The 18,954-nt window shown below is 62.0% G+C and carries 27 protein-coding genes; 24 read left to right on the top strand and 3 right to left on the bottom strand.

Annotated elements, in window-relative coordinates; all coding sequences use genetic code 11:
- The first annotated feature begins 11 nt into the window (after positions 1-11).
- Complete coding sequence (locus tag FN976_RS05540) at positions 12-647, top strand: pyridoxamine 5'-phosphate oxidase family protein (protein WP_145891823.1); 636 nt, start codon at positions 12-14, stop codon at positions 645-647.
- Positions 648-669: 22 nt separating this feature from the next.
- On the opposite strand, the gene FN976_RS05535 is transcribed toward FN976_RS05540, so the two are convergent.
- A complete protein-coding gene (locus FN976_RS05535) occupies positions 670-1,722 on the bottom strand; it encodes an integron integrase (protein ID WP_432417852.1) in 1,053 nt (350 codons plus the stop codon).
- Between the two features lie 284 nt (positions 1,723-2,006).
- On the opposite strand from FN976_RS05535, the gene FN976_RS05530 reads away from it, so the two are divergent.
- The 4 genes from FN976_RS05530 (at position 2,007) to FN976_RS05515 (ending at position 3,787) form a co-directional block, all read left to right on the top strand.
- A complete protein-coding gene (locus FN976_RS05530) occupies positions 2,007-2,438 on the top strand; it encodes a hypothetical protein (protein WP_145891821.1) in 432 nt (143 codons plus the stop codon).
- 87 nt (positions 2,439-2,525) lie between these two features.
- Positions 2,526-2,813, top strand: a complete 288-nt coding sequence (locus FN976_RS05525; RefSeq protein ID WP_255440150.1) for a hypothetical protein — start codon at positions 2,526-2,528, stop codon at positions 2,811-2,813.
- Positions 2,814-2,900: 87 nt separating this feature from the next.
- Positions 2,901-3,221, top strand: a complete 321-nt coding sequence (locus FN976_RS05520; protein ID WP_145891819.1) for a hypothetical protein — start codon at positions 2,901-2,903, stop codon at positions 3,219-3,221.
- An 89-nt stretch (positions 3,222-3,310) separates the two neighbouring features.
- Entirely contained in the window at positions 3,311-3,787 is a 477-nt protein-coding gene (locus FN976_RS05515) for a DUF6714 family protein (protein ID WP_145891817.1), read from the top strand.
- A gap of 30 nt (positions 3,788-3,817) precedes the next feature.
- On the opposite strand, the gene FN976_RS05510 is transcribed toward FN976_RS05515, so the two are convergent.
- Entirely contained in the window at positions 3,818-4,762 is a 945-nt protein-coding gene (locus FN976_RS05510; protein WP_145891815.1) for an IS30 family transposase, read from the bottom strand.
- Positions 4,763-4,959: 197 nt separating this feature from the next.
- Between FN976_RS05510 and FN976_RS05505 the strand changes: the two genes are divergently transcribed.
- The 8 genes from FN976_RS05505 (at position 4,960) to FN976_RS05470 (ending at position 10,935) form a co-directional block, all read left to right on the top strand.
- Complete coding sequence (locus FN976_RS05505) at positions 4,960-5,373, top strand: DMP19 family protein (RefSeq protein ID WP_145891813.1); 414 nt, start codon at positions 4,960-4,962, stop codon at positions 5,371-5,373.
- A gap of 141 nt (positions 5,374-5,514) precedes the next feature.
- The gene (locus FN976_RS05500) at positions 5,515-5,790 is read left to right on the top strand and encodes a BrnT family toxin (RefSeq protein ID WP_145891811.1); all 276 of its coding nucleotides are present in this window, start codon (positions 5,515-5,517) and stop codon (positions 5,788-5,790) included.
- Entirely contained in the window at positions 5,774-6,022 is a 249-nt protein-coding gene (locus tag FN976_RS05495; protein ID WP_222432774.1) for a BrnA antitoxin family protein, read from the top strand. Before FN976_RS05500 ends, FN976_RS05495 begins: the two co-directional genes overlap by 17 nt.
- Positions 6,023-6,104: 82 nt before the next feature.
- Complete coding sequence (locus FN976_RS05490; protein WP_145891806.1) at positions 6,105-6,428, top strand: hypothetical protein; 324 nt, start codon at positions 6,105-6,107, stop codon at positions 6,426-6,428.
- Positions 6,429-7,403: 975 nt separating this feature from the next.
- Complete coding sequence (locus FN976_RS05485; RefSeq protein WP_222432773.1) at positions 7,404-8,198, top strand: DUF5984 family protein; 795 nt, start codon at positions 7,404-7,406, stop codon at positions 8,196-8,198.
- 71 nt (positions 8,199-8,269) lie between these two features.
- Positions 8,270-8,923: a hypothetical protein gene (locus tag FN976_RS05480; RefSeq protein WP_145891801.1), complete on the top strand. Its 654-nt coding sequence runs from the start codon at positions 8,270-8,272 to the stop codon at positions 8,921-8,923.
- Between the two features lie 127 nt (positions 8,924-9,050).
- Positions 9,051-9,665 (top strand): SMI1/KNR4 family protein, encoded by a 615-nt coding sequence (locus FN976_RS05475; RefSeq protein WP_145891799.1) that lies wholly within the window; start codon positions 9,051-9,053, stop codon positions 9,663-9,665.
- A 574-nt stretch (positions 9,666-10,239) separates the two neighbouring features.
- Positions 10,240-10,935, top strand: coding sequence for a hypothetical protein (locus tag FN976_RS05470; RefSeq protein WP_145891797.1), 696 nt, complete (start codon positions 10,240-10,242; stop codon positions 10,933-10,935).
- 121 nt (positions 10,936-11,056) lie between these two features.
- Here the strand turns inward: FN976_RS05470 and FN976_RS05465 are convergent, their stop codons facing one another.
- The gene (locus FN976_RS05465; RefSeq protein WP_145891795.1) at positions 11,057-11,317 is read right to left on the bottom strand and encodes a hypothetical protein; all 261 of its coding nucleotides are present in this window, start codon (positions 11,315-11,317) and stop codon (positions 11,057-11,059) included.
- A 101-nt stretch (positions 11,318-11,418) separates the two neighbouring features.
- Between FN976_RS05465 and FN976_RS05460 the strand changes: the two genes are divergently transcribed.
- The 11 genes from FN976_RS05460 to FN976_RS05410 all read left to right on the top strand — a co-directional run bounded on the left by FN976_RS05460 (position 11,419) and on the right by FN976_RS05410 (position 18,953).
- Positions 11,419-11,997, top strand: coding sequence for a 3'-5' exonuclease family protein (locus FN976_RS05460; RefSeq protein ID WP_145891794.1), 579 nt, complete (start codon positions 11,419-11,421; stop codon positions 11,995-11,997).
- Positions 11,994-12,413, top strand: coding sequence for a hypothetical protein (locus tag FN976_RS05455; RefSeq protein WP_145891792.1), 420 nt, complete (start codon positions 11,994-11,996; stop codon positions 12,411-12,413). Before FN976_RS05460 ends, FN976_RS05455 begins: the two co-directional genes overlap by 4 nt.
- Positions 12,410-12,883, top strand: a complete 474-nt coding sequence (locus tag FN976_RS05450) for a hypothetical protein (protein WP_145891790.1) — start codon at positions 12,410-12,412, stop codon at positions 12,881-12,883. Before FN976_RS05455 ends, FN976_RS05450 begins: the two co-directional genes overlap by 4 nt.
- Positions 12,880-13,308 carry a GNAT family N-acetyltransferase gene (locus FN976_RS05445; protein WP_145891788.1) on the top strand — a complete coding sequence of 143 codons (429 nt, stop codon included), beginning with the start codon at positions 12,880-12,882 and terminating at the stop codon, positions 13,306-13,308. Before FN976_RS05450 ends, FN976_RS05445 begins: the two co-directional genes overlap by 4 nt.
- Positions 13,309-13,316: 8 nt before the next feature.
- Positions 13,317-13,589 (top strand): DUF2164 domain-containing protein, encoded by a 273-nt coding sequence (locus FN976_RS05440; protein ID WP_145891786.1) that lies wholly within the window; start codon positions 13,317-13,319, stop codon positions 13,587-13,589.
- A gap of 19 nt (positions 13,590-13,608) precedes the next feature.
- Positions 13,609-13,884 carry a DUF2277 domain-containing protein gene (locus FN976_RS05435; protein ID WP_145891784.1) on the top strand — a complete coding sequence of 92 codons (276 nt, stop codon included), beginning with the start codon at positions 13,609-13,611 and terminating at the stop codon, positions 13,882-13,884.
- Positions 13,885-13,900: 16 nt separating this feature from the next.
- Positions 13,901-14,581: an aspartate/glutamate racemase family protein gene (locus tag FN976_RS05430; RefSeq protein ID WP_145891782.1), complete on the top strand. Its 681-nt coding sequence runs from the start codon at positions 13,901-13,903 to the stop codon at positions 14,579-14,581.
- Positions 14,582-14,588: 7 nt separating this feature from the next.
- On the top strand, positions 14,589-15,521 hold the full coding sequence (locus FN976_RS05425; protein ID WP_145891780.1) for a LysR substrate-binding domain-containing protein: 933 nt from the start codon (positions 14,589-14,591) through the stop codon (positions 15,519-15,521).
- 109 nt (positions 15,522-15,630) lie between these two features.
- Positions 15,631-17,091: an aspartate ammonia-lyase gene (locus FN976_RS05420; RefSeq protein ID WP_145891779.1), complete on the top strand. Its 1,461-nt coding sequence runs from the start codon at positions 15,631-15,633 to the stop codon at positions 17,089-17,091.
- A gap of 100 nt (positions 17,092-17,191) precedes the next feature.
- The gene (locus FN976_RS05415; protein WP_145891777.1) at positions 17,192-18,091 is read left to right on the top strand and encodes an amino acid ABC transporter substrate-binding protein; all 900 of its coding nucleotides are present in this window, start codon (positions 17,192-17,194) and stop codon (positions 18,089-18,091) included.
- A 106-nt stretch (positions 18,092-18,197) separates the two neighbouring features.
- Complete coding sequence (locus FN976_RS05410) at positions 18,198-18,953, top strand: amino acid ABC transporter permease (protein WP_145891775.1); 756 nt, start codon at positions 18,198-18,200, stop codon at positions 18,951-18,953.
- The last annotated feature ends 1 nt before the right edge of the window (position 18,954 follow it).

The raw sequence follows: 18,954 nt of genomic DNA, 5'->3' as shown, positions 1-18,954 counted from the left end.
AGCCTTGGCGGATGGCAGACCGCGACGCCTCCGGCGACCCTCATCACATCACCCATCTGGATCAACTGAACGCGCTGTTCGGTGCGGTGGGGGAAGCCTCGCTGCGCAAGGAGGTGCCGGTGGTCCACCCGGCTTACCGGCAATGGATCGAAGCCTCGCCGTTCGCGATGCTGGCGACAAGCGGCCCCGGCGGCCTGGATGCCTCGCCACGCGGCGACCCGGCCGGGTTCGTCGTGGTGCGGGACGAAAAGACACTGCTGCTGCCTGAGCGACGCGGCAACAACCGCATCGACAGCCTGCGCAACATCGTCGCTGATCCGCGGGTGGCGCTGCTTTTCCTCATCCCGGGGGTGGGTGAGACCTTGCGTGTCAACGGGCGCGCCCGCATCAGCATCGAGCCCGCGCTGCTGCAGCGCTTCGTGATGCAGGGGCAGGCGCCCAAGTGCGTGCTGGAGATCGAAGTGGACACGGTGTTCTTCCAGTGCGCGCGGGCGATGCAGCGGTCGGGCTTGTGGAAGGCGGTGAAAATGCGGCCCGCCGGCGTACCCACGGCTGGGGCTTTGCTTCAGGCGTTGACCGACGCCGGCATAGATGGGGAACAGTACGACAGGGAGTTGCCGACGCGGCAGCGGGCAACGCTGTATTGAACCCGGCAGATGCCGCCGCGCATCAGGCGCAGGCCGGTGCCGGCTCGCGCGCGGTCGGGGGCCCCACCGAGGGTGCGAATGGCATGCCCGCCAGGATTGCGTCCAGCGGGCTGGCCGTGCCACCCGCGGCCACTTTGAGCACGTGTGTGTAGATCATGGTCGTGCTCACGTCGCTGTGACCCAGGAGCTCTTGCACCGTGCGGATGTCGGTGCCGGCTTGCAGCAGGTGGGTGGCGAACGAGTGGCGCAGCGTGTGTGCGGTGACATGCTTCTCGATCCTGGCGCCGCGCGCGGCCGCCTTGACAGCGCGCGCGAACCGCTCTTCGTACAGGTGATGCCGGCGCACCACGCCCGTGCGCGGATCCATCCCGTAGGTGGGGGAAGGAAAGATCCAGAACCATGCCCACGTCGAGCCAACCTGCGGATACTTGGCTTCCAGCGCGTTCGGAACTTCAACACCGCCTCGGCCGGCGTCGCGGTCCGTCTGCCAGCGGGCACGCGCGGCCATGAGCTGCTGGCGCAGTGCATCAGCCAGTGAATGCGGGAGCATCACGACGCGATCCTTGTTGCCCTTGGCCTGCCGCACGATGATGGCCTGCCGGTCGAAATCGACATCCTTGATGCGCAAGCGCAGCCCCTCCATGAGCCGCATGCCCGTGCCATAGAGCAGGCGCGCCACCAGCCCGGTCTCGCCGTCCATTCGAGCCAGCAGCGCGGCCACCTCTTCGCGTGTGAGCACGGCGGGAATGCGCTTGGCGCGCATGGGGCGCTGCATGTTGTCCAGCCAGGGCAGCTTGATGGCCAGAACTTCGCGGTAGAGAAACAGGATGGCGCTGAGCGCCTGGTTGTGCGTGGACGGCGAGACGTGACGCTCGGTCGCCAGCATCGCGAGGAAGGCTTCGACGTGCGCCGCGCCCATGTCGCGCGGATGCTTCAGCCCGTGCCAGCGGATGAAAAATCGAACCCAGTATAGATAGGCTTTTTCAGTACTCAGGCTATAGTGCAAATAGCGCGCGCGCTCGCGGACTTGGTCGAGCAAACGACCCGGTGGCGGGCTTGTGATGCGGAAATACACAAAAAATATACTGTGATTAAATACAGTATAACGCAAATTACCCAGCACGCACAAGGCTCACCGCGCAGCCAGCTGGCGTTATCCCGCAAGGCGACAGCGTTATCCGCCATGCTATTTCGCACTTGTCAGCTTGCGGAATAGCACGCAAGCATCCAAAGCTGGGAGACGCCGAAGAAATGGAAAAGCCTAGGCTTGACGACAACTTGCACCCCAATCCGCAAAAGTTTTATCCCGCACCGAAAGTGTTATCGCTGCGCGGATGGACATTACGTTAGAGCGCAGTAGTGGCATACGTGCTCGCCGCCATCGGACTGCTCTTGATCTACGGAGCGTGGCGACTCACCCGGTTCTGGAGAGGTGTTTACGCGGAGGCGTCGGCGGAAGTCGATCGGAGATGGGAGGCCGAGGCAAAATTGGTGGAAATGGCGCCCTGGTTCGGAATCACGGGCCTCAAGGACGAAGAAGAGAGAGAACTGCCGCGCTATTTGCGTCGAGAACTGGGAGAGGTCGGTCGTGAGGGCGCGCTACGGGCCGACGAGCTACAGTACTTGGGAATTCAGTCGAACGCCGAAGGTCGCGCCCACTTTTGGAGGCTTCCGCGTAGGGAGGGAGAGGCAGATGATTCTTACGCCTATGTCGAGGTCAACGAGCAAGGCGAAGCGCTGTTCTACGGCTGGGGAGACAGGACCCCCGCACTTGGTCAAGCAGCGCTCTAACTTGCCAGTCGACACGGACGCCCAAGGGCGTCCCGCCGCTTCGCGGCTTCCTGCCCTCGGTCGCCGGTCACTTCTACGTTAGACCGCATGACGAAGACCATGCCTCGCGAACCGGATCAACACCAAATCCTGGCATTCGCTTTGTACGAGCTGCGCCTTCTGTTGGCCGGCCATCTCGGTCCAGACTCGGGCAGCGAGCCTGCTGTACGAGCAGCAGCCCACCTAGCATATGCATTGCACAATCAAGCGCTGGCGGTACTGGAAGGGAAATCGTTTGATCGTGCCCAAGCGCTGCGGGCCATCGCGGCGGTGGACGAGCGCTTTGGAGAGAACTTCATGCAGCAACTCTCGGAGGCAATGAACCGTGCGGTCTAACAAGCTAGTCAACGCCGACGCCCAAGGGCGTCCGGTCGCTGCGCGACCTCCTCTCCTTGGTCGCGGGTTACACGCACGTTAGACCTCATGATGATCCGTCTCGCCTTTCCAGAACGAGTAGCGCTCGCGAGCAGCGCCATGCTGTGGGCAGCACCCGCGCGTGCACACGACATGGGGAACGCTCTAGTTGCCTACGTCGTGCTTCTAGCGCTTCCTGTCCCAGCGGTCCTGAGAGTCGTTGGCTGGAAGTGGGCGTTAATGGCATTGCCTTTGCTGTGGGTGCTGGCTCTCTATCTCGCGAGCCTGAACTATTTCCTGTTCTACGGCGTTCTTCTGGCGCCTTACGTTGTCTGGGCAATCACGGCACTCAGGAGCAGGCGTCTCAAAGGAGCGACGAATGAGGTCTAACCAGCCAGTCAACACGGACGCCTTGCGGCGTCCGCTCGCTCCGCGAGCTCCTCTCGCAAGTCGCCGGTTACACGCACGTTAGACGCCGAATGGACACGACTGTCCTGCTTGCAGAGATTCACGCGGCTTTTCCGCCAGTGGAGATGCCTAGCGAAGCCGAGCTCCGATATCACGCCGAGGGGTGCTTTCAGTGTGACTATCTGGCAAGCGAGCTTGCTTCACTGCGGGGGAAACCGATTGACGGCGCAGTCATAAGACACATGCATCAAGAGATGTCCTGCTTGTCTGCCAAAGGGTGGGCCTGGGCGCTTCCGCACTACTTGCCGTTTTGCCTGACGCCAGAGGCTGAGTACAACAGAATGGAGACAGATTTCCTGGTCTATAACCTCGGGCCTGAGGAACAGTACAGGCAGGAGACGCGGGAGCGCATGTCTTTGCTGGACGCGCGGCAAGTGAAGTGCCTTATTAGCTTCGTCGAGTGGCTTAGGGAGCACCCTCATTGGGGCGAGTACTTCCCCGAGGAGATCGAAGAGGCATCGAGGTTCCTGCATGCGCTCGACGCTTAGATTCAACCAGCAAGTGCAACGCCAAAGAGTTCAATGATATAGCTGCGCTGGTGTTCTAAATTCAAGTCTCTTTCTCGGTCTGTTGTTCAAATCATCGGCAATCCGATCGCATTGAGCCTGTGTGACTGAACTCATGCAGCTGCCCTTGGGCAGATACTGGCGCACGAGGCCATTGAAGTTCTCGTTGCTGCCTCTTTCCCATGAGTGATAGGGCGTCGCGAAGTAGACCTTCAGCGGGAATCGCTCCTCGAGTTTGGCGTAGTCGTGAAACTCGGTGCCGTTGTCCAACGTCAAAGTCTTGAACCGGCCACGGTGGCTGCCGATCGCCTTGGTGGCTGCCCGCGTCACCTCTTCCATGTTGCGGGCGCCGAGCTTCTTGATGATGGCAAAGCCCGTCTTGCGCTCCACCAGCGTGAGCACGCAGTGGTGAAGGTCGCTGCCCATGACGGTGTCACCTTCCCAGTGGCCAATGCGCTGGCGGCCCTCGACCTCCAGCGGCCGCTCGCTGATGTGTCGCTTGCCAGGCAGCACCCCGCGTGAGTCTGCCCCGCGGTAGCGCTTGCGCCGCTGGTTGCTCATGATCCGGGTGTGCTTCCATAGACTGCCGCCTGTGAGCCTGTCCTGGCGGATCGCCCGGTAGATCGTCTCGTAGCTGATGGCCAAGTGGCCGCTGATGCTCAACGCCCCGGAGATCTGCTCCGGGCTCCACTTCCAGCGCAGCATCATTGCCACCAGTTCCATGTCCTCGGCGCTGTACTGGGAGCCGCGCCGGCAGTTCCTGCGCCTGGTGCGCGCGTAGCTGTCGGCCTTCTCGGCGCGGTAGTCGCCGTCGTGGCGCGTCACGTTGCGCCGCAACTCTCTGCTGATGGTGCTGGGGTGGCGATCGAGCAGCCGAGCGATCTGCGCCTGGGTACACCCCGCCATGCGATGGGCCGTGATGCGGTATCGTTCTTCCTGGGTGAGCTGGTGGTACATGTCTGCAACCTTCTTCTTGCCGGATAAAGGGGGCAGCAGTATCGCTCTGCTCATCCACCCTTACTCCAAGGAATCGTGTTGCATTTACTTAGTGAATCCGCGACGTCTAACAAGCTAGTCAACACGGACGCCTTGCGGCGTCCGCCGGCTGCGCCGGCTCCTCTCGCAAGTCGCCGGTTACACGCACGTTAGACCTCATGGACGACCTAGACTTCGTTCTGGAGACCATCGATCCGTGGCTGTCGAAGTACATCAACGGTGGGGCAGCCTCCCTTGAGCCAATAGAGCTTCTAGCTGTCGGCGTTTGGATGCTGGATGCCGAAGTGAACAACGGAGGGTTTCATCAGTACTACTCGAACACTCGGGGTGAGTTAGCTGTGGCAACAGTCGGTGCACTTCGCGCTATCGGCGCTGTTGGTGCGGCTTCGTTGCTGGAGGCTGCCAACGAATGCATACCAAGCTTTCCGTTGCCGGAGGATCGCGAGGCGAGACTCGCGTTGCTTGAAGAAGTCGAGAATCGCTACCCATTTCAACCGCTCGAAACTGAGTTCTATGAGGAACGCGAGGATCGAATTGCACTTCTGGCGAGCTACTTGAAGGAAGCGCAGTGAGGTCTAACAATCTAGTCAACACCGACGCCCAAGGGCGTTCGGCCGCTGCGCGACCTCCTCCCCTTGGTCGCGGGTTACACGCACGTTATACCGCTGAGGCGAGACGTTGACGCATCTACGCTGTGTATATACACTCCGTGCATGGAGTTCAACTGGTCGGAACTGAAGCGTGCCACCAACCTCAAGACCCATGGGCTTGACTTTGTGGATGCTCCTCTGGTCTTTGAGGGCGTGACTTTCACGTTCGAAGACGACAGGTTCTCCTACGATGAGCAGCGCTTTGTCACGCTGGGCCTGCTTGCCGGCATTCCCGTCTCAGTAGTGCACACGGAGAGTGAACATGAAATCCGCATCATCTCGTTCCGCAAAGCCACCAAGCGCGAAGCGCAAATCTACTTCGATGAAATCCAAGACTGACTGGGCCCGCCTGAAGGCCGACAAGCCCGCAGGTTCAACCGAGCACCCTGAAGCGGACGTGCGCCGCATTGTCAGAGGAGTTGTAAGAAAGGGGCTGGAGCCGCTCCCCTCGAAGGCATCGATCTCATTGCGCGTTGACCAAGATGTTCTCGAATGGTTCAAGGCGCAGGGGCCGGGCTACCAAACGCGCATCAATAGCGTGTTGCGCGCCTTTCGCGATGCATCGGTATAACATGTCAATCGACACGGACACGCACCTGCTACGCCTGCGGCGCGCAGGTGCGTGCCGGTCATCTTCACGTTAGCCCGCAGTCATGAGCGAGACGTTGGAAAACGCATACTGGCACGATGGTCAGCTTCGTCGTGTGTCACTCGAGCCGGACGTAGACGGTTCCGCACTGGTAGTAGTCTCGCTGGCACTCTACAAAGACGAGCAAGCCCCGGATAGAACCCCGTGGACCGTCACCTGTTCGGGCGTTTCGCGCTTGGTGACTTCGGTGGACTTGGTGGAGCTGAGAGACAATGCCCGCGCTGGAAACGTCATCGATGGCGAGTTGAGAGGTGACGGTCTTTGGTTGCGTCTCACGGGAGGCATTGTGGAAGTGCATGCACGGGAGTTCCTGCTAGATGCGCGCTAACAAGCTAGTCAACACGGACGCCTTGCGGCGTCCGGCCGCTGCGCGGCCTCCTCTCGCAAGTCGCCGGTTACACGCACGTTAACTTGCACAAGATGCCGCTCGTCTGCCCCCGCTGCCAAGGCAAGATCAGTGCAATGCACTTGAAAGAGAGCTTCACATGCCCCGGTTGCGAGACGCGACTCCATGGGAAGTCAGGGCGAGCATTCCTAGTGTGTTTCGTGCTCTGGTCAATTGCGGACCTCATCTTGATGCTTCTAGTTGGGGCAATTGGAGGCTTTGAGGGTGCGGCTTTCGCCATTCGCATCTTTCTCTCGGCATTGGTTGGACTGGCGCTTATGGTCTGGGCCCTGCCAATATGGTGCGAGGTGGAGGTGGCGCGTGAAGGTGCAAGTTAACATGGCCGTCAACACGGACGCCTTGCGGCGTCCCGGCGCTGCGCGCCGTCCTCTCGCAAGTCGCCGGTTACGTCTACGTTGTACCGTACAGTTTTCATGACTCGCCTGTCCGCGCGCTCCGGATGCACCCATGAGGAAACCCGCTCTCTCAAGAAGGTCGGCGCTCGGACCGAACACGGGGGAGAGGCTTCACTTTTCTGGGGGCCAGCCGTTGAACTTTGAACAGTCGCAGGCGAGGGTTTTCACTTCTCTGGGGGTAGCGCCGGGACGTTCAAGCAGAGAAACTCCGGGAATGTCGTGCCGCTTTAACCGAGATGCAAGAGTTCGGCGCGCCAAGACGTTCACTGTTCTGGGGGGTGGCCCGTTGAGATCGAACTGTGCTCGGGAGATCTCGGCCACTTGGGCAAGTTGGAGCAACCGAAGCGGTGCTTCGTCGTGGGAAAGTCGTCGCGCTCCGGAGCCGCCGGTCCGGTACAACATGGCAATCGACACGGACGCCCAAGGGCGTCCGCTCAGTCGCTGCGCTCCTTGCGCACCTGTCCGTGGTCGCCGGTCATTTCTACGTTAGGCCCGTCGGTACATGCTCATTAACTTCACCCTAGTCCCAGTCCAAGAAGTCGCCCCCTGGGGTACACCGGGAGACCTGAGCTTGTCATGGTTCGGCCTTACGGATGGGCAGTACTGGTTAGAAGCAGGTTCAAGCGTTCTTTTCGAGTACAGCAAGTACGCGCGCTCGCATGGCAGCAAGCAGTATTGCGACTATCAGGTCGTCCGCTTGTACGAAGACCTGACGGACATGCTTCCATCCATCTTGGAGCCTGTTCCAACCTCACTTGTCCAGTACATCTCTGGAGAGACAGCAATCTCGTGGCAAAGAACGTTCGAGCAGTGGCGCGAAGAGTATGGTGACCGCACGTCTGAGGATCGGTTCTGGGAAGTCGTGTCGGCCGCAACCGAATGGCAATCTAAGCGGCACCTCGACAGTTTGTATCTGTCGCCGTCTGCAAACATAGCAATTTGGTCCGACGTCGAGAGTGTTCATCTCGAATGGGACAACCGCGAAAAGCAAATCGATGGGCAACCCGCGTGGACCGCACTAAAGGGTGCATACAAGCTGCCGCGCTCGGATTTCGCACGCGAAGTCGAATCGTTTCATACGCGGCTAATGGATCAGATGGAAGAGCGAGTGCACCGAGTTTCTGCCGGTGCCCTGAGTGCAGAGATCGATGTCGATCTTGCCGCACTAGCAAGAGAGCATGAACAAAGACGTCAGTCGCTTCGAGTCGCATCTGATGTCAGGCCAGAAACAGATTGGCTGAAAGTGGAGCGAACGATCCATGAGATCCATTCCGACCTCAGGCGCGGACAGGCCTAACCCTTCAATCGAGAGGACGTCACCCGGCAAGCCGGGTGCCGCCTCTCATCTCAAACGTTAGACAGCATCAGATGCCTCGCACCTTTGCCAGCGTTCATACGAAGCGCGCAGTACTGGCGCCAGTCACAGAACTGCTGCTTCGGAACGGCTACAGACTCATTGAAACGGACAAGGCAACCCTGAACAGCACCTTCGAAAGGCGGCTGAGCGGTGATACTTCGGCTCGCTTATGGGTAACGTTCTTCGATGGCCCCATCGCGGGAAAGCACATCGTCTGGCTTAGTGGAATTTTCAGTTTGCGGTCTGTCCGCCTGGTGGAACTTTATGAGCGCCTCGCGGGAGAGCCAGCTGGCGGCGAAATGTTTCCGGTGTCCGCATCACTTGATCACTTCGTCGAGTCCTATGGCGCTGGCGGAGTGAAATTTGAACTTCCTGATCTTGGCCCCTCCATAGAGCGCCTGCGTAGGGTTGTTGAGATCGAGCTGGATTCCCTGGCTTCCGAGCTGGACTCCGCCGAGAAGCAAGCAGAGAAGCTGGTGGCCGGAGTGTTTCGGCATACCTACTGGAATCCTCGATTCTTCAAGCCTGTCGGACTGCTTCTCCTTGGCAAGAGGGAAGAAGCCGTCGCCGCTGCAGGTGCCGTAATGGAGCGGGATGGCGTAGACGAAGTGTTCCGAAGGTCCTACAGTGAGTTCTATGGTCGAGTTCGCGAGAATGCTGTCTAACAAGCTAGTCAACGCCGACGCCCAAGGGCGTTCGGTCGCTCCGCGACCTCCTCTCCTTGGTCGCGGGTTACACGCACGTTAGACCGCAAGGGATGTAATTCAGCATGCGAAGAATGAGGAGGCCGCATTGACCCTGAAAGCTCTTGAAAGCGCGATCCAGGCTCACGCCGGAGAATTCACGTGCTCGCAGATCCATGGCAAGAAGCGACGAACTGTCACCTTCAAGCACGTCACTACGCCACCCGTAGAAGCCGAGGACGTCCCGAAGATCGGAAAGCTTCGAGACTTCTACTCTGTCTTTGGGAGCGTGCGCTTCTACTTCGACGAGGAGAGCGGCGAATCTGCTAAGTACTTGGCTCCCGTAGAAGAGTGGGAGGAATTGAGTGACTCATTCAGCGCCTGGTTGGAAGACCTCGACGAAGATGAGCGAGAGGAAATCCTTCCTAAGTGGATCGAGTCATGCCTTGTCATTGGCGAGACGCCAAACTCCGGAAACTACGTCTTAGTTCCCACAAAGGGCACTGAGAAGGGCAAAGTGTTTGAATTCGATCATGACGGCTTCGAATTCACGGAAGAAGGCGCAAACGTACTCGAGTACGTTCAGAAGCTTCTAAAGCCCGACAGCTCCATGCTAACGGGCATCGCTTCGCATATGCGTTTTGCCGAAGGCGATCGAAAGGTCCAGTGGTGGATCGAGGAGCTTAAAAGCAATGATGGCCACGTTGCCAAAACCAAGGTCTGAGTCGCGCAGCATGGCGTCACTGCGGTCTAACTTGTCGTCCAACACGGACGCCTTGCGGCGTGCGCTCGCTGCGCGAGCTCCTCTCGCAAGTCGCCGGTTAACTCTACGTTAGACCTCAGAAGTCATGCTCGAGGCGGCAGCGGCCTATACCCTCGCAACGGTGCTCCAAGCTCCGTTCCACCTGATCATTGCGTTGCCGTGGCTTCTCGCAGCCGCCATCGTTGCTTGGTTGCTGAGGACGACGCCGTTTCCACTTGTCCGCATGTTGTGGGTCAGTTTTCTTATCGCGGTCGGCATCGCCCCAGCGTACGGATTCCACCTATCGATGGTCCCGGTCTACACCTTGGTTGTGGCAGGTTTAGCGGATCTCCCGTCCGCCCTACTTCAAATCGGAGGAACGTGGATAGTGTTGCTCTTGGTGGTGGCAGCCCACCGGCGGTATGCTCGGTTCCAAGATGAGAAGCGCAAGACCCCTGCTGAGGTCTAACAAGCAAGTCGACACGGACGCCTTGCGGCGTCCGCTCGCTGCGCGAGCTCCTACCGCAAGTCGCCGGTCACACGCACGTTAGGTCTCATGCCATACACGGGGCTCACCGTCGCGCTTGCCACGTCAGGCGCGCTTGCGGTGCTCGCACTCAGCAGCGTGGCTACCGGCAGACCAAGCGTTGCGATCGCAGCAGGCACGCTGCTGGTTGTCGTTGCTACTTTAGCGGGCTACCGGCACTGGTTGCTGACTCGCAAGCCGACTGCCGAGACTCGCAAACCGGTGGATCGGCTCACGCGCGCTGATCTGGAGACGTTTCCGGTCTGGGAGTTCTTGTACGAAGAGGACCGATATGACGAAACCTATGTCAAACCAGTTCCGGAGCAAATTATCTATTCTCATCGGCAGTGTGTATTGGCTGCCAACTACACAACTGCCGCTGGCGGCCTGTACATAGGGTCCATCGGCTTGTCGACATCGACGTCCGAGTTTCGCGACCCAGTCGTTTCGTTCACCGAAACCAAGTGGCGTGAGCTAACTGCGCCGGGAGGTGAGATCTACTGTCTTCCCGAACACGTAGATCAATTGCCACAGTTGTTTGAGCGGGACTTCGCGAAGCACCTGGCCCGCCTAGAGGCTGCTTTCGGCGCGCCATTGGAGGGTGTATTTCCAATCCGATGGCGGTTGCTCGCGGACCCTGCAAACTGGGATGGAATCAAGGAAGGTGAGTTGGTATATCCAGAGCCCGTTGGCTATCATCCCAAAGACGTGACTCCACCGGCGTAGAGATGAGACCTAACCAGCAAGTCAACTCGGACGCGGAGCTTGCTTCACTTTGATTGACACTCCGACCTAACTCAGAGAGCAATGCAGGTCCAGAACCCCGAAAAGTCGCAAGGCCGGGACCTCAAAGCTCGCAGAAGATCTTCTTCATGGCGCAGTCGCCCTTCTTGTCGTTCGGCCCCGGTTTCACAACTCCCTCCTCGAGAACCACCAGCCCTTCGATCTTCGACACGTTGAACAACGGTTCCGGCTCCGTCCCGCCCGCCAGCTGGTGAACGCGCAGGAGTTCATTGTCTTTGTGGCCGACGCGTAACATGAAGGTTCCATCAGGCGCCTTGCCGTGGTACTCCAAACGCAACCGGCGCTTCTGGCGGATGGACTCCATAGTTGCTGGTTCATGCCGGGACTTTGGATCAAGGACTTCTGCTGGGGATTCCGCTTCTGAAAGCCGGAAGCCAGCTGTGGGGCTTGCATACACTGAGTGATATGGCAGAGATCTACATCAGCACCGACGTCGAAACCGATGGCCCCATCCCTGGCCCGCACTCCATGCTGAGCTTCGGATCGGCCGCCTACACGCCCGGCAAGGAGCTGGTGGGGACGTTCTCCGCCAACCTCGAGACGCTGGAGGGCGCTTCGGCGCATCCGCGCACCGCCGAATGGTGGCAAACGCAGCCCGAGGCCTGGGCCGCATGCAGAGCCAACCTGGAGCCACCGGATGCCGCCATGCACCGCTACGTGGCATGGATCAAGGCGCTCCGAGGCAAACCGGTGTTCGTGGCGTACCCGGCGGGATTCGACTTCCTGTTCGTCTATTGGTACCTGATGCGGTTCGTGGGGGAGAGTCCCTTCAGCCATTCCGCCCTCGACATGAAGACCTATGCCATGGCGGTGCTCAAGAGGGGCTATCGCGACAGCACGAAGAAGAACATGCCGAAGCAATGGTTCGACCCGCTGCCGCATACCCATGTGGCGCTGGACGATGCCATCGAGCAGGGCGCACTGTTCTGCAACATGCTGCGCCACAACTGCGCCGAACCATCTCCCGCCTCGGAGGCACGATGAACCTGCCGCGCCACCTCTGGACGCTGGTTGCCATCTACACGGCCGCGAGTCTCGCGCATTTCAGCCACAACGCTGAATACATCGCCTTCTACCCCAACATGCCCGCCTGGCTGACGCGGGAGCAGGTGTACCTGGTATGGCTCGCTATCGCCGCCGTCGGCGCCGTGGGCGTGGCGCTTGTCCGCCTCGGGTGGCGGGCCGCCGGTGCCGCGTGCCTGGCCGCGTATGGCGCGCTGGGCCTCGACGGCCTGGCGCACTACTCGCTGGCCCTGTGTTCGGAACACACCTGGGCCATGAACATCACCATCTGGTCCGAGGCCGTATCCGGCCTCGTGCTGGCACTGTGCGCGGCGGCGTTCGCAGGCCGCGAAGTGATGGCTGGACGAACTGCACGCACGATGAGGATCGCATCATGAATGTCGCATTGGAACGACTGGCCGCCGAAGTGGACCTCGGCCACCCGTCGCGCGATGCCTTGCGGCTGGCCTTTGGCTACGCATGTGCGGCGCGCGTGGAGCACTTGCTGGAAGACCCGTTGGTGATCGCGTGCCTGAACCGGTTGCGGGAGCACGTGACCGGGACCGTGCCAGCCGATTTGGCGGTGCTCGCCGAGGAGGCGGCGCAACTGGCGAACCATCATCAGGGCTCGAAATCCATCGACGGATGTGGCCATGCCGCAGTATCCGCCACCTATGCGGTGGCGAACGCCACCGCCGGCAAGGCGCTGGAGGCCGCCAGCTATGCGGCTTATGCGATCGTGTATGCGCAGGGTGGCTATGCGGCCGTGGCGGAGCGGGTGTCTTTCGCCCCCGAGTTCACCTGGCAATGCGAGCGCCTGTCTTCGCTCGCGTCGATGCCGTTGACGCCGCGCGAGGCAGCGACATGATCGAGTGGTCCGATTCTCTGGCCGACGTCGACTGGCACGAGCTCGTCGAGCTGTACCGCGTCGCACCGCTTGGCACCAAGCAGGTTCCGGTGCTGCAGACGTCCTTCAGCAACAGCCGCTACCGTTGGTTCGTGCGCGATGAGGGCCGGCTGGTCGGGGTCGGGCGGGCGCTGGCGGATGGCGCCGATTGTTCGTACATCTGCGACATCGCGGTGCACCCGAGCCACCAGGGCACCGGCCTCGGCAAGGCCATCGTGGCCAAGCTGCTGGAGCAGTCGCGCGGGCACAAGAAGATCCTGCTCTATGCGGCACCGGGCAAGGAGCCGTTCTACCGGCGCTTCGGCTTCGAGCGGATGTTGACCGCCATGGCCATCTTCGAGAACCAGGCCGCGGCGCGCGAGCGCGGCTACCTCAGCGACACCTGAAAGCCAACATGACGATCGAGATCTCCAAGGAGGCCCGTGCGCAGGCCATCGCCTCTTTGCAGCGGTATTTTTCCGAGCACATGGAAGAGAAGATCGGCAATGTCGCGGCCGGGGGCCTGCTGGGCTTTGTGCTGGAGGAAATCGGCCCCACCATCTACAACCAGGCCGTGGCCGATGTGCAGGAGCGCATGCAGATGCGCGTCGCCGAGCTGGACATCGAGATCCACGAGGAAGAGTTCGGCTACTGGCGCAAGTTCGACAAGCAACGCCGCGGCAAGTAGCGACACCAAGGAAAGCGCCATGTGCAGGAACATCCGCACCCTGTTCAATTTCGAACCTCCAGCCACCGAGCTGGAGATCCGCGACGCCTCGCTGCAGTTCGTGCGCAAGCTGAGCGGCTTCTCGGTGCCCTCCAAGGCCAATGAGGAAGCCTTCAACCGCGCCGTGGAGGAGGTGGCCCAGTCCGCCCGCGTCCTGATCTCGTCGATGGTGACGTCGGCCGGGCCGAAGCACCGCGAGGAAGAGGCCGCCAAGGCCCGGGCGCGTTCCGCCGCGCGCTTCGGCGCGCGCGCATGAAGGGCTCGCACAACCCATCGGCATCGTCGCCTGCTCCGCCGAGGGGGCGGCGCTCTGCTACCGCACCATCTGCGTGGAGGGGGCGGCCCTGCTGGACCCGCATGCGCATCCCGAGGTGGCCATGCATTCGCATTCCTTGGCCGACTACGTGCATTGCCTCGATCAAGGCGATCTGCAAGGCGTGGCCGACCTGATGCTCTCGTCCGCGCGCAAGCTGGCCGCGGCGGGCGCGGAGTTCCTGGTCTGCCCCGACAACACGATCCACCAGGCGTTGCACCTGGTGGAGCCCCATTCCCCGCTGCCGTGGCTGCACATCGCGCGCGTGGTGGCCGACGAGGCGGTGGCGCGCGGGTTCCGCCGGCTGGGCATCACTGGCACCGGATGGCTGGTGGACAGCGAGGTGTATCCCGAAGCGCTGTCGTCTCGCGGCCTGGCTTACGAACGCCCCACACGGGAAGAGCGCGACGCGACGCACAGCGTCATCATGGACGAACTGGTCAACGGCATCTTCCGCGAGGAAGGCATCGCCACTTTCCAGCGGGTCTATGCACGCATGCGGCAAGCGGGCTGCGATGCCGTGGTCCTGGGTTGCACCGAGATCCCGCTCATCATCCACGACGGCAATTCGCCATTGCCGACGCTCGACTCGCCCCGCCTGCTGGCCCGCGCGGCGCTGAGGCGTTCAGCGGGGCAATAATCCATGCATGGAAACCAAATGGCTGGAAGACTTCGTCAGCCTGGCTGAAACGCGCAGCTTCAGCCGTTCGGCGCAGCTGCGCCACGTGACCCAGCCAGCCTTTTCCCGCCGCATCCAGGCGCTGGAGGCATGGGCAGGCACCGACCTTGTCGACCGCAGCTCCTACCCCACCCGGCTCACGCCCGCGGGCGAAACGCTCTACGCCCAATCCCTGGAGATGCTGCAGGCCTTGCAGACCACCCGCGCCATGTTGCGTGGCCACGCGTCGGCGGGGCTCGACGTGATCGAGGTCGCGGTGCCGCACACGCTGGCCTTCACCTTCTTTCCCGCCTGGGTGTCGAGCCTGCGCGAGAAGTTCGGGCCCATCAAGAGCCGGCTGATCGCGCTGAACGTACACGACGCGGTGATGCGGTTGGTCGAAGGCAGCTGCGACCTGCTGATCGCCTACCACCACCCCTCGCAGCCGTTCCAGCTGGACGCCGACCGCTATGAGATGGTGACCCTGGGCCAGGAAACCCTGGCGCCATACTGCCGGGCCGATGCCGAGGGCCAGCCGATGTTCCGGTTGCCCGGCCGGCCTGGGCAGCCGCTGCCCTACCTGGGCTATGCCCCAGGCGCCTACATGGGCCGGATCACGGATTTAATCCTGAAGCAGGCCAGCACCGCCATCCATCTCGACCGGGTCTACGAGACCGACATGGCGGAGGGCCTGAAGGTGATGGCGATGGAAGGCCACGGGGTCGCCTTCCTGCCGCAAAGCGCGGTCAAGAAGGAGCTGCGCTCGCGCCGGCTGGCCAGCGCGGCCCCGCGCGACATCACCGGCCTGGAGATCACGATGGAAGTGCGTGCTTACCGGGAGAAGCCCGTCGGCAAAGAGGCGCCCAAGGGAACGGCGCAGGCGTTGTGGGCCTATCTAGCCGCGCACAACCCCACCGTCTAGGCCTGGCTCAACTATAAATAATTTGCATAACGCCGCGCGCAAACAGCATTGGCGCGGGCGGCGCCGCGCTTTTACAGTTCGCGCCACCTTGCGCCGACCGACTGAACCGATGCCCCCGTCCACCCGCCTCGAACACGACTTCCTGGGGCCGAAACCGATTCCCGAGCACGCCTACTGGGGTGTGCACACCGCCCGTGCGGTGGAGAATTTCCCGATCTCCGGCACGCCGGTGTCGGCCATGCCGGAGCTGGTGCGCGCCTTCGGCTTCGTCAAGAAGGCCTGCGCACGGGCCAACGCGCAACTCGGGGTGCTGGACGAAGCGAAGGCCGTCGCGATCCGCGCCGCCTGTGACCACCTGATCGCGGGCCGCTTCCACGACCAGTTCGTCGTCGACGTGATCCAGGGCGGCGCCGGCACGTCCACCAACATGAACGCCAACGAGGTGATCGCCAACGTCGCCCTGGAAGCGATGGGGCGGCCCCGGGGCGACTACGCCGCGCTGCACCCGAACGACCACGTGAACGCTTCGCAGAGCACCAACGACGTGTACCCCACGGCGGTGCGCCTGGCGCTCTGGCAAGGCATCGACGGCCTGCTGGAAGCCATGGCCGCACTCCGCCAGGGTTTCGAGGCCAAGGCCGAGGAATTCCGCTCCGTGCTGAAGATCGGCCGCACCCAGCTGCAGGACGCCGTGCCCATGACGCTGGGCCAGGAGTTCTCGACCTACGCCGTCATGCTGGAAGAAGACGAGGCGCGGCTGCGTGAGGCGCGCGCTCTGATCCAGGAGGTGAACCTGGGTGCCACCGCCATCGGCACCGGCATCAACGCGCCGCATGGCTACGCCGAACTGGCCTGCCGCATCCTGGCGGAGGAAAGCGGCATCCCCGTGGTGAAGGCGAAGAACCTGGTGGAAGCGACGCAGGACACCGGCGCGTTCGTGCAGCTCTCCGGCGTGCTCAAACGGGTCGCCACCAAGCTGTCCAAGACCTGCAACGACCTGCGCCTGCTCTCCAGCGGGCCGCAAGCCGGGTTCGGCGACATCCGGCTGCCGCCGCGGCAAGCCGGCTCGTCGATCATGCCGGGCAAGGTGAACCCGGTGATCCCGGAAGTGGTGAACCAGGTCGCTTTCGAGGTGATTGGCAACGACGTCACGGTGACCATGGCGTCCGAGGCCGGCCAGCTGCAGCTGAATGCGTTCGAGCCGATCATGGGCTGGAGCCTGTTCAAGAGCATCCGCCACCTGTCGAACGCCTGCCTGACGCTGAACACGCATTGCGTCGCCGGCATCGAGGCCAACCACGAACTGCTGGCGCGCCGCGTGCGCGAGTCCATCACGCTGGTGACGGCGCTGAACCCGATCATCGGCTACGAGAAGGCGGCGCTGATCGCCAAGACGGCCATTGCCACCGGCCAACCGGTCGACGAGGTCGCACAAGCCCTCGGCATCCTCACGCGCGAGCAGATCGATGCCTTGCTGGTGCCCGAAAAGCTGACGCAGCCCTTGCGGCTGGAGATGCCCGAAGGCCTACCGGGCACAAACCCTGCTACGTCCCCGGGTTCCAGACCCTAAGCTTTCGCCTGCGGCGGTGTGCCCGAGGGTAATCCCTGAAGGTCTGCTGCCTAGAATTTCGTTTCTTGATTACCTCACACGCTTCACTTAGGAGATTTGCATGAAGAAGCACCTGCTGGCATTTGCCGTCACCGCCCTCGCGGCCACCGGCGCCCTGGCGCAAGCCAACGACACCATCGCCAAGGTCAAGGCCTCGGGCGTCATCACCATGGGCGTGCGCGAGTCGTCGGGCGCCCTGTCGTACACGCTGGGAGATGGCAAGTTCGCCGGCTTCCACGTCGAAGTCTGCCAGCGCATCATCCAGGAGGTCGAGAAGGCCGCCGGCCGCAAGCTGGAAGTCAAGTACCAGCCGGTCACCTCGCAGAACCGCATCCCGCTGGTGCAGAACGGCACCGTCGACATCGAGTGCGGCTCCACCACCAACAACGCCACCCGTGCCAAGGACGTCTCGTTCCTGAACACCACCTACGTGGAAGAAGTGCGCGTCGCGGTCAAGGCCAACTCCGGCATCACCACCATCGCCCAGCTGAACGGCAAGAACGTGGCCACCACCACGGGCACCACCTCCGTGCAGCACCTGCGCAAGCACGAGCGCGGCGCCGGCATCGACTTCAAGGAAGTCTTCGGCAAGGACCACGCCGACAGCTTCCTGCTGCTCGAAACCGGTCGCGCCGACGCCTTCGTGATGGACGGTTCGATCCTGGCCGGCAACATCGCCAACGCCAAGACCCCGGCCGACTTCCGCATCGTCGGCGAAGTGCTGTCGGTGGAACCCATCGCCATCATGATCCGCAAGGACGACAACGGCCTGAAGAAGGTCGGCAACGACGCCATCGCCTCGATGATCAAGAGCGGCGACATGGCCAAGCTGTGGGACAAGTGGTTCGTGGCCCCGATCCCGCCGAAGAACACCAAAGTGGGCCTGCCCCTGTCGGACAGCACCAAGGCCGCGTGGGCCAACCCGAACGACAAGCCGATGGAAGACTACGCCAAGAAGTGATCACCGCGTGATCCTTCGCAAGACCCCTTCCCGGGGCAACCCGGGCAGGGGTCTTGCTTTTACGGGCTGGGCCCTTCAAGATCGACGCAAGAACGAGGAGTGATTCATGGCTTGGGACTGGCAGGTTTTCTGCAAGGAAACCACCACGGGAGAGCAGATCGCCAGTTGTTTCGGCAAGACGGGCGATCAAACCTACCTGAACTGGATTCTGTCGGCCTGGGGCTGGACGCTCACGGTGGCGCTCTCGGCGCTCGTGGTGGCGCTCGTGTGCGGGCTGGTCGTCGGCACCTTCCGCACCTTGCCTTCCAGTCCGTGGCTCACGCGCCTGGCCAACGCCTGGGTCGAGCTGTTCCGCAACATCCCGCTGCTGGTGCAGTTGTTCCTCTGGTATTTCGTGATTCCCGGGATCTTCCCCGCGCTGCAGGCGGTGCCTTCGGTCGTGCTGGTGATCATGGCGCTGGGCCTCTTCACCTCGGCGCGGGTCGCCGAGCAGGTGCGCGCCGGCATCCAGGCGCTGCCCAAGGGCCAGCGCTACGCCGGCATGGCCATGGGTTTCTCGACCACCCAGACCTACCGCTACGTGCTGCTGCCGATGGCCCTGCGCATCGTCATCCCGCCGCTCACCAGCGAATCAATGAACATCATCAAGAATTCCTCGGTGGCCTTCGCCGTGTCGATCGCGGAACTGACGTTCTTCGCGCGGCAATCGGGTGAGGAGACCTCGCAGCCGGTGACCATGTACCTGGCTGTCACCGTGCTGTATGCCATTTCGGCCTTCGCGATCAACCGCATCATGTCGTTCATCGAGAAGAAGGCCCGCGTGCCCGGCTTCGTCGTGGCCGGCGGCATGGGAGGCCACTGAA

Origin of the sequence: Caenimonas sedimenti (assembly GCF_007833165.1) — a bacterium.
GTDB classification, from domain to species: domain Bacteria; phylum Pseudomonadota; class Gammaproteobacteria; order Burkholderiales; family Burkholderiaceae_C; genus Ramlibacter; species Ramlibacter sedimenti.
The sequence above is the reverse complement of the archived record's forward strand: the minus strand, read 5'-3'. Positions and strand labels throughout refer to the sequence as shown.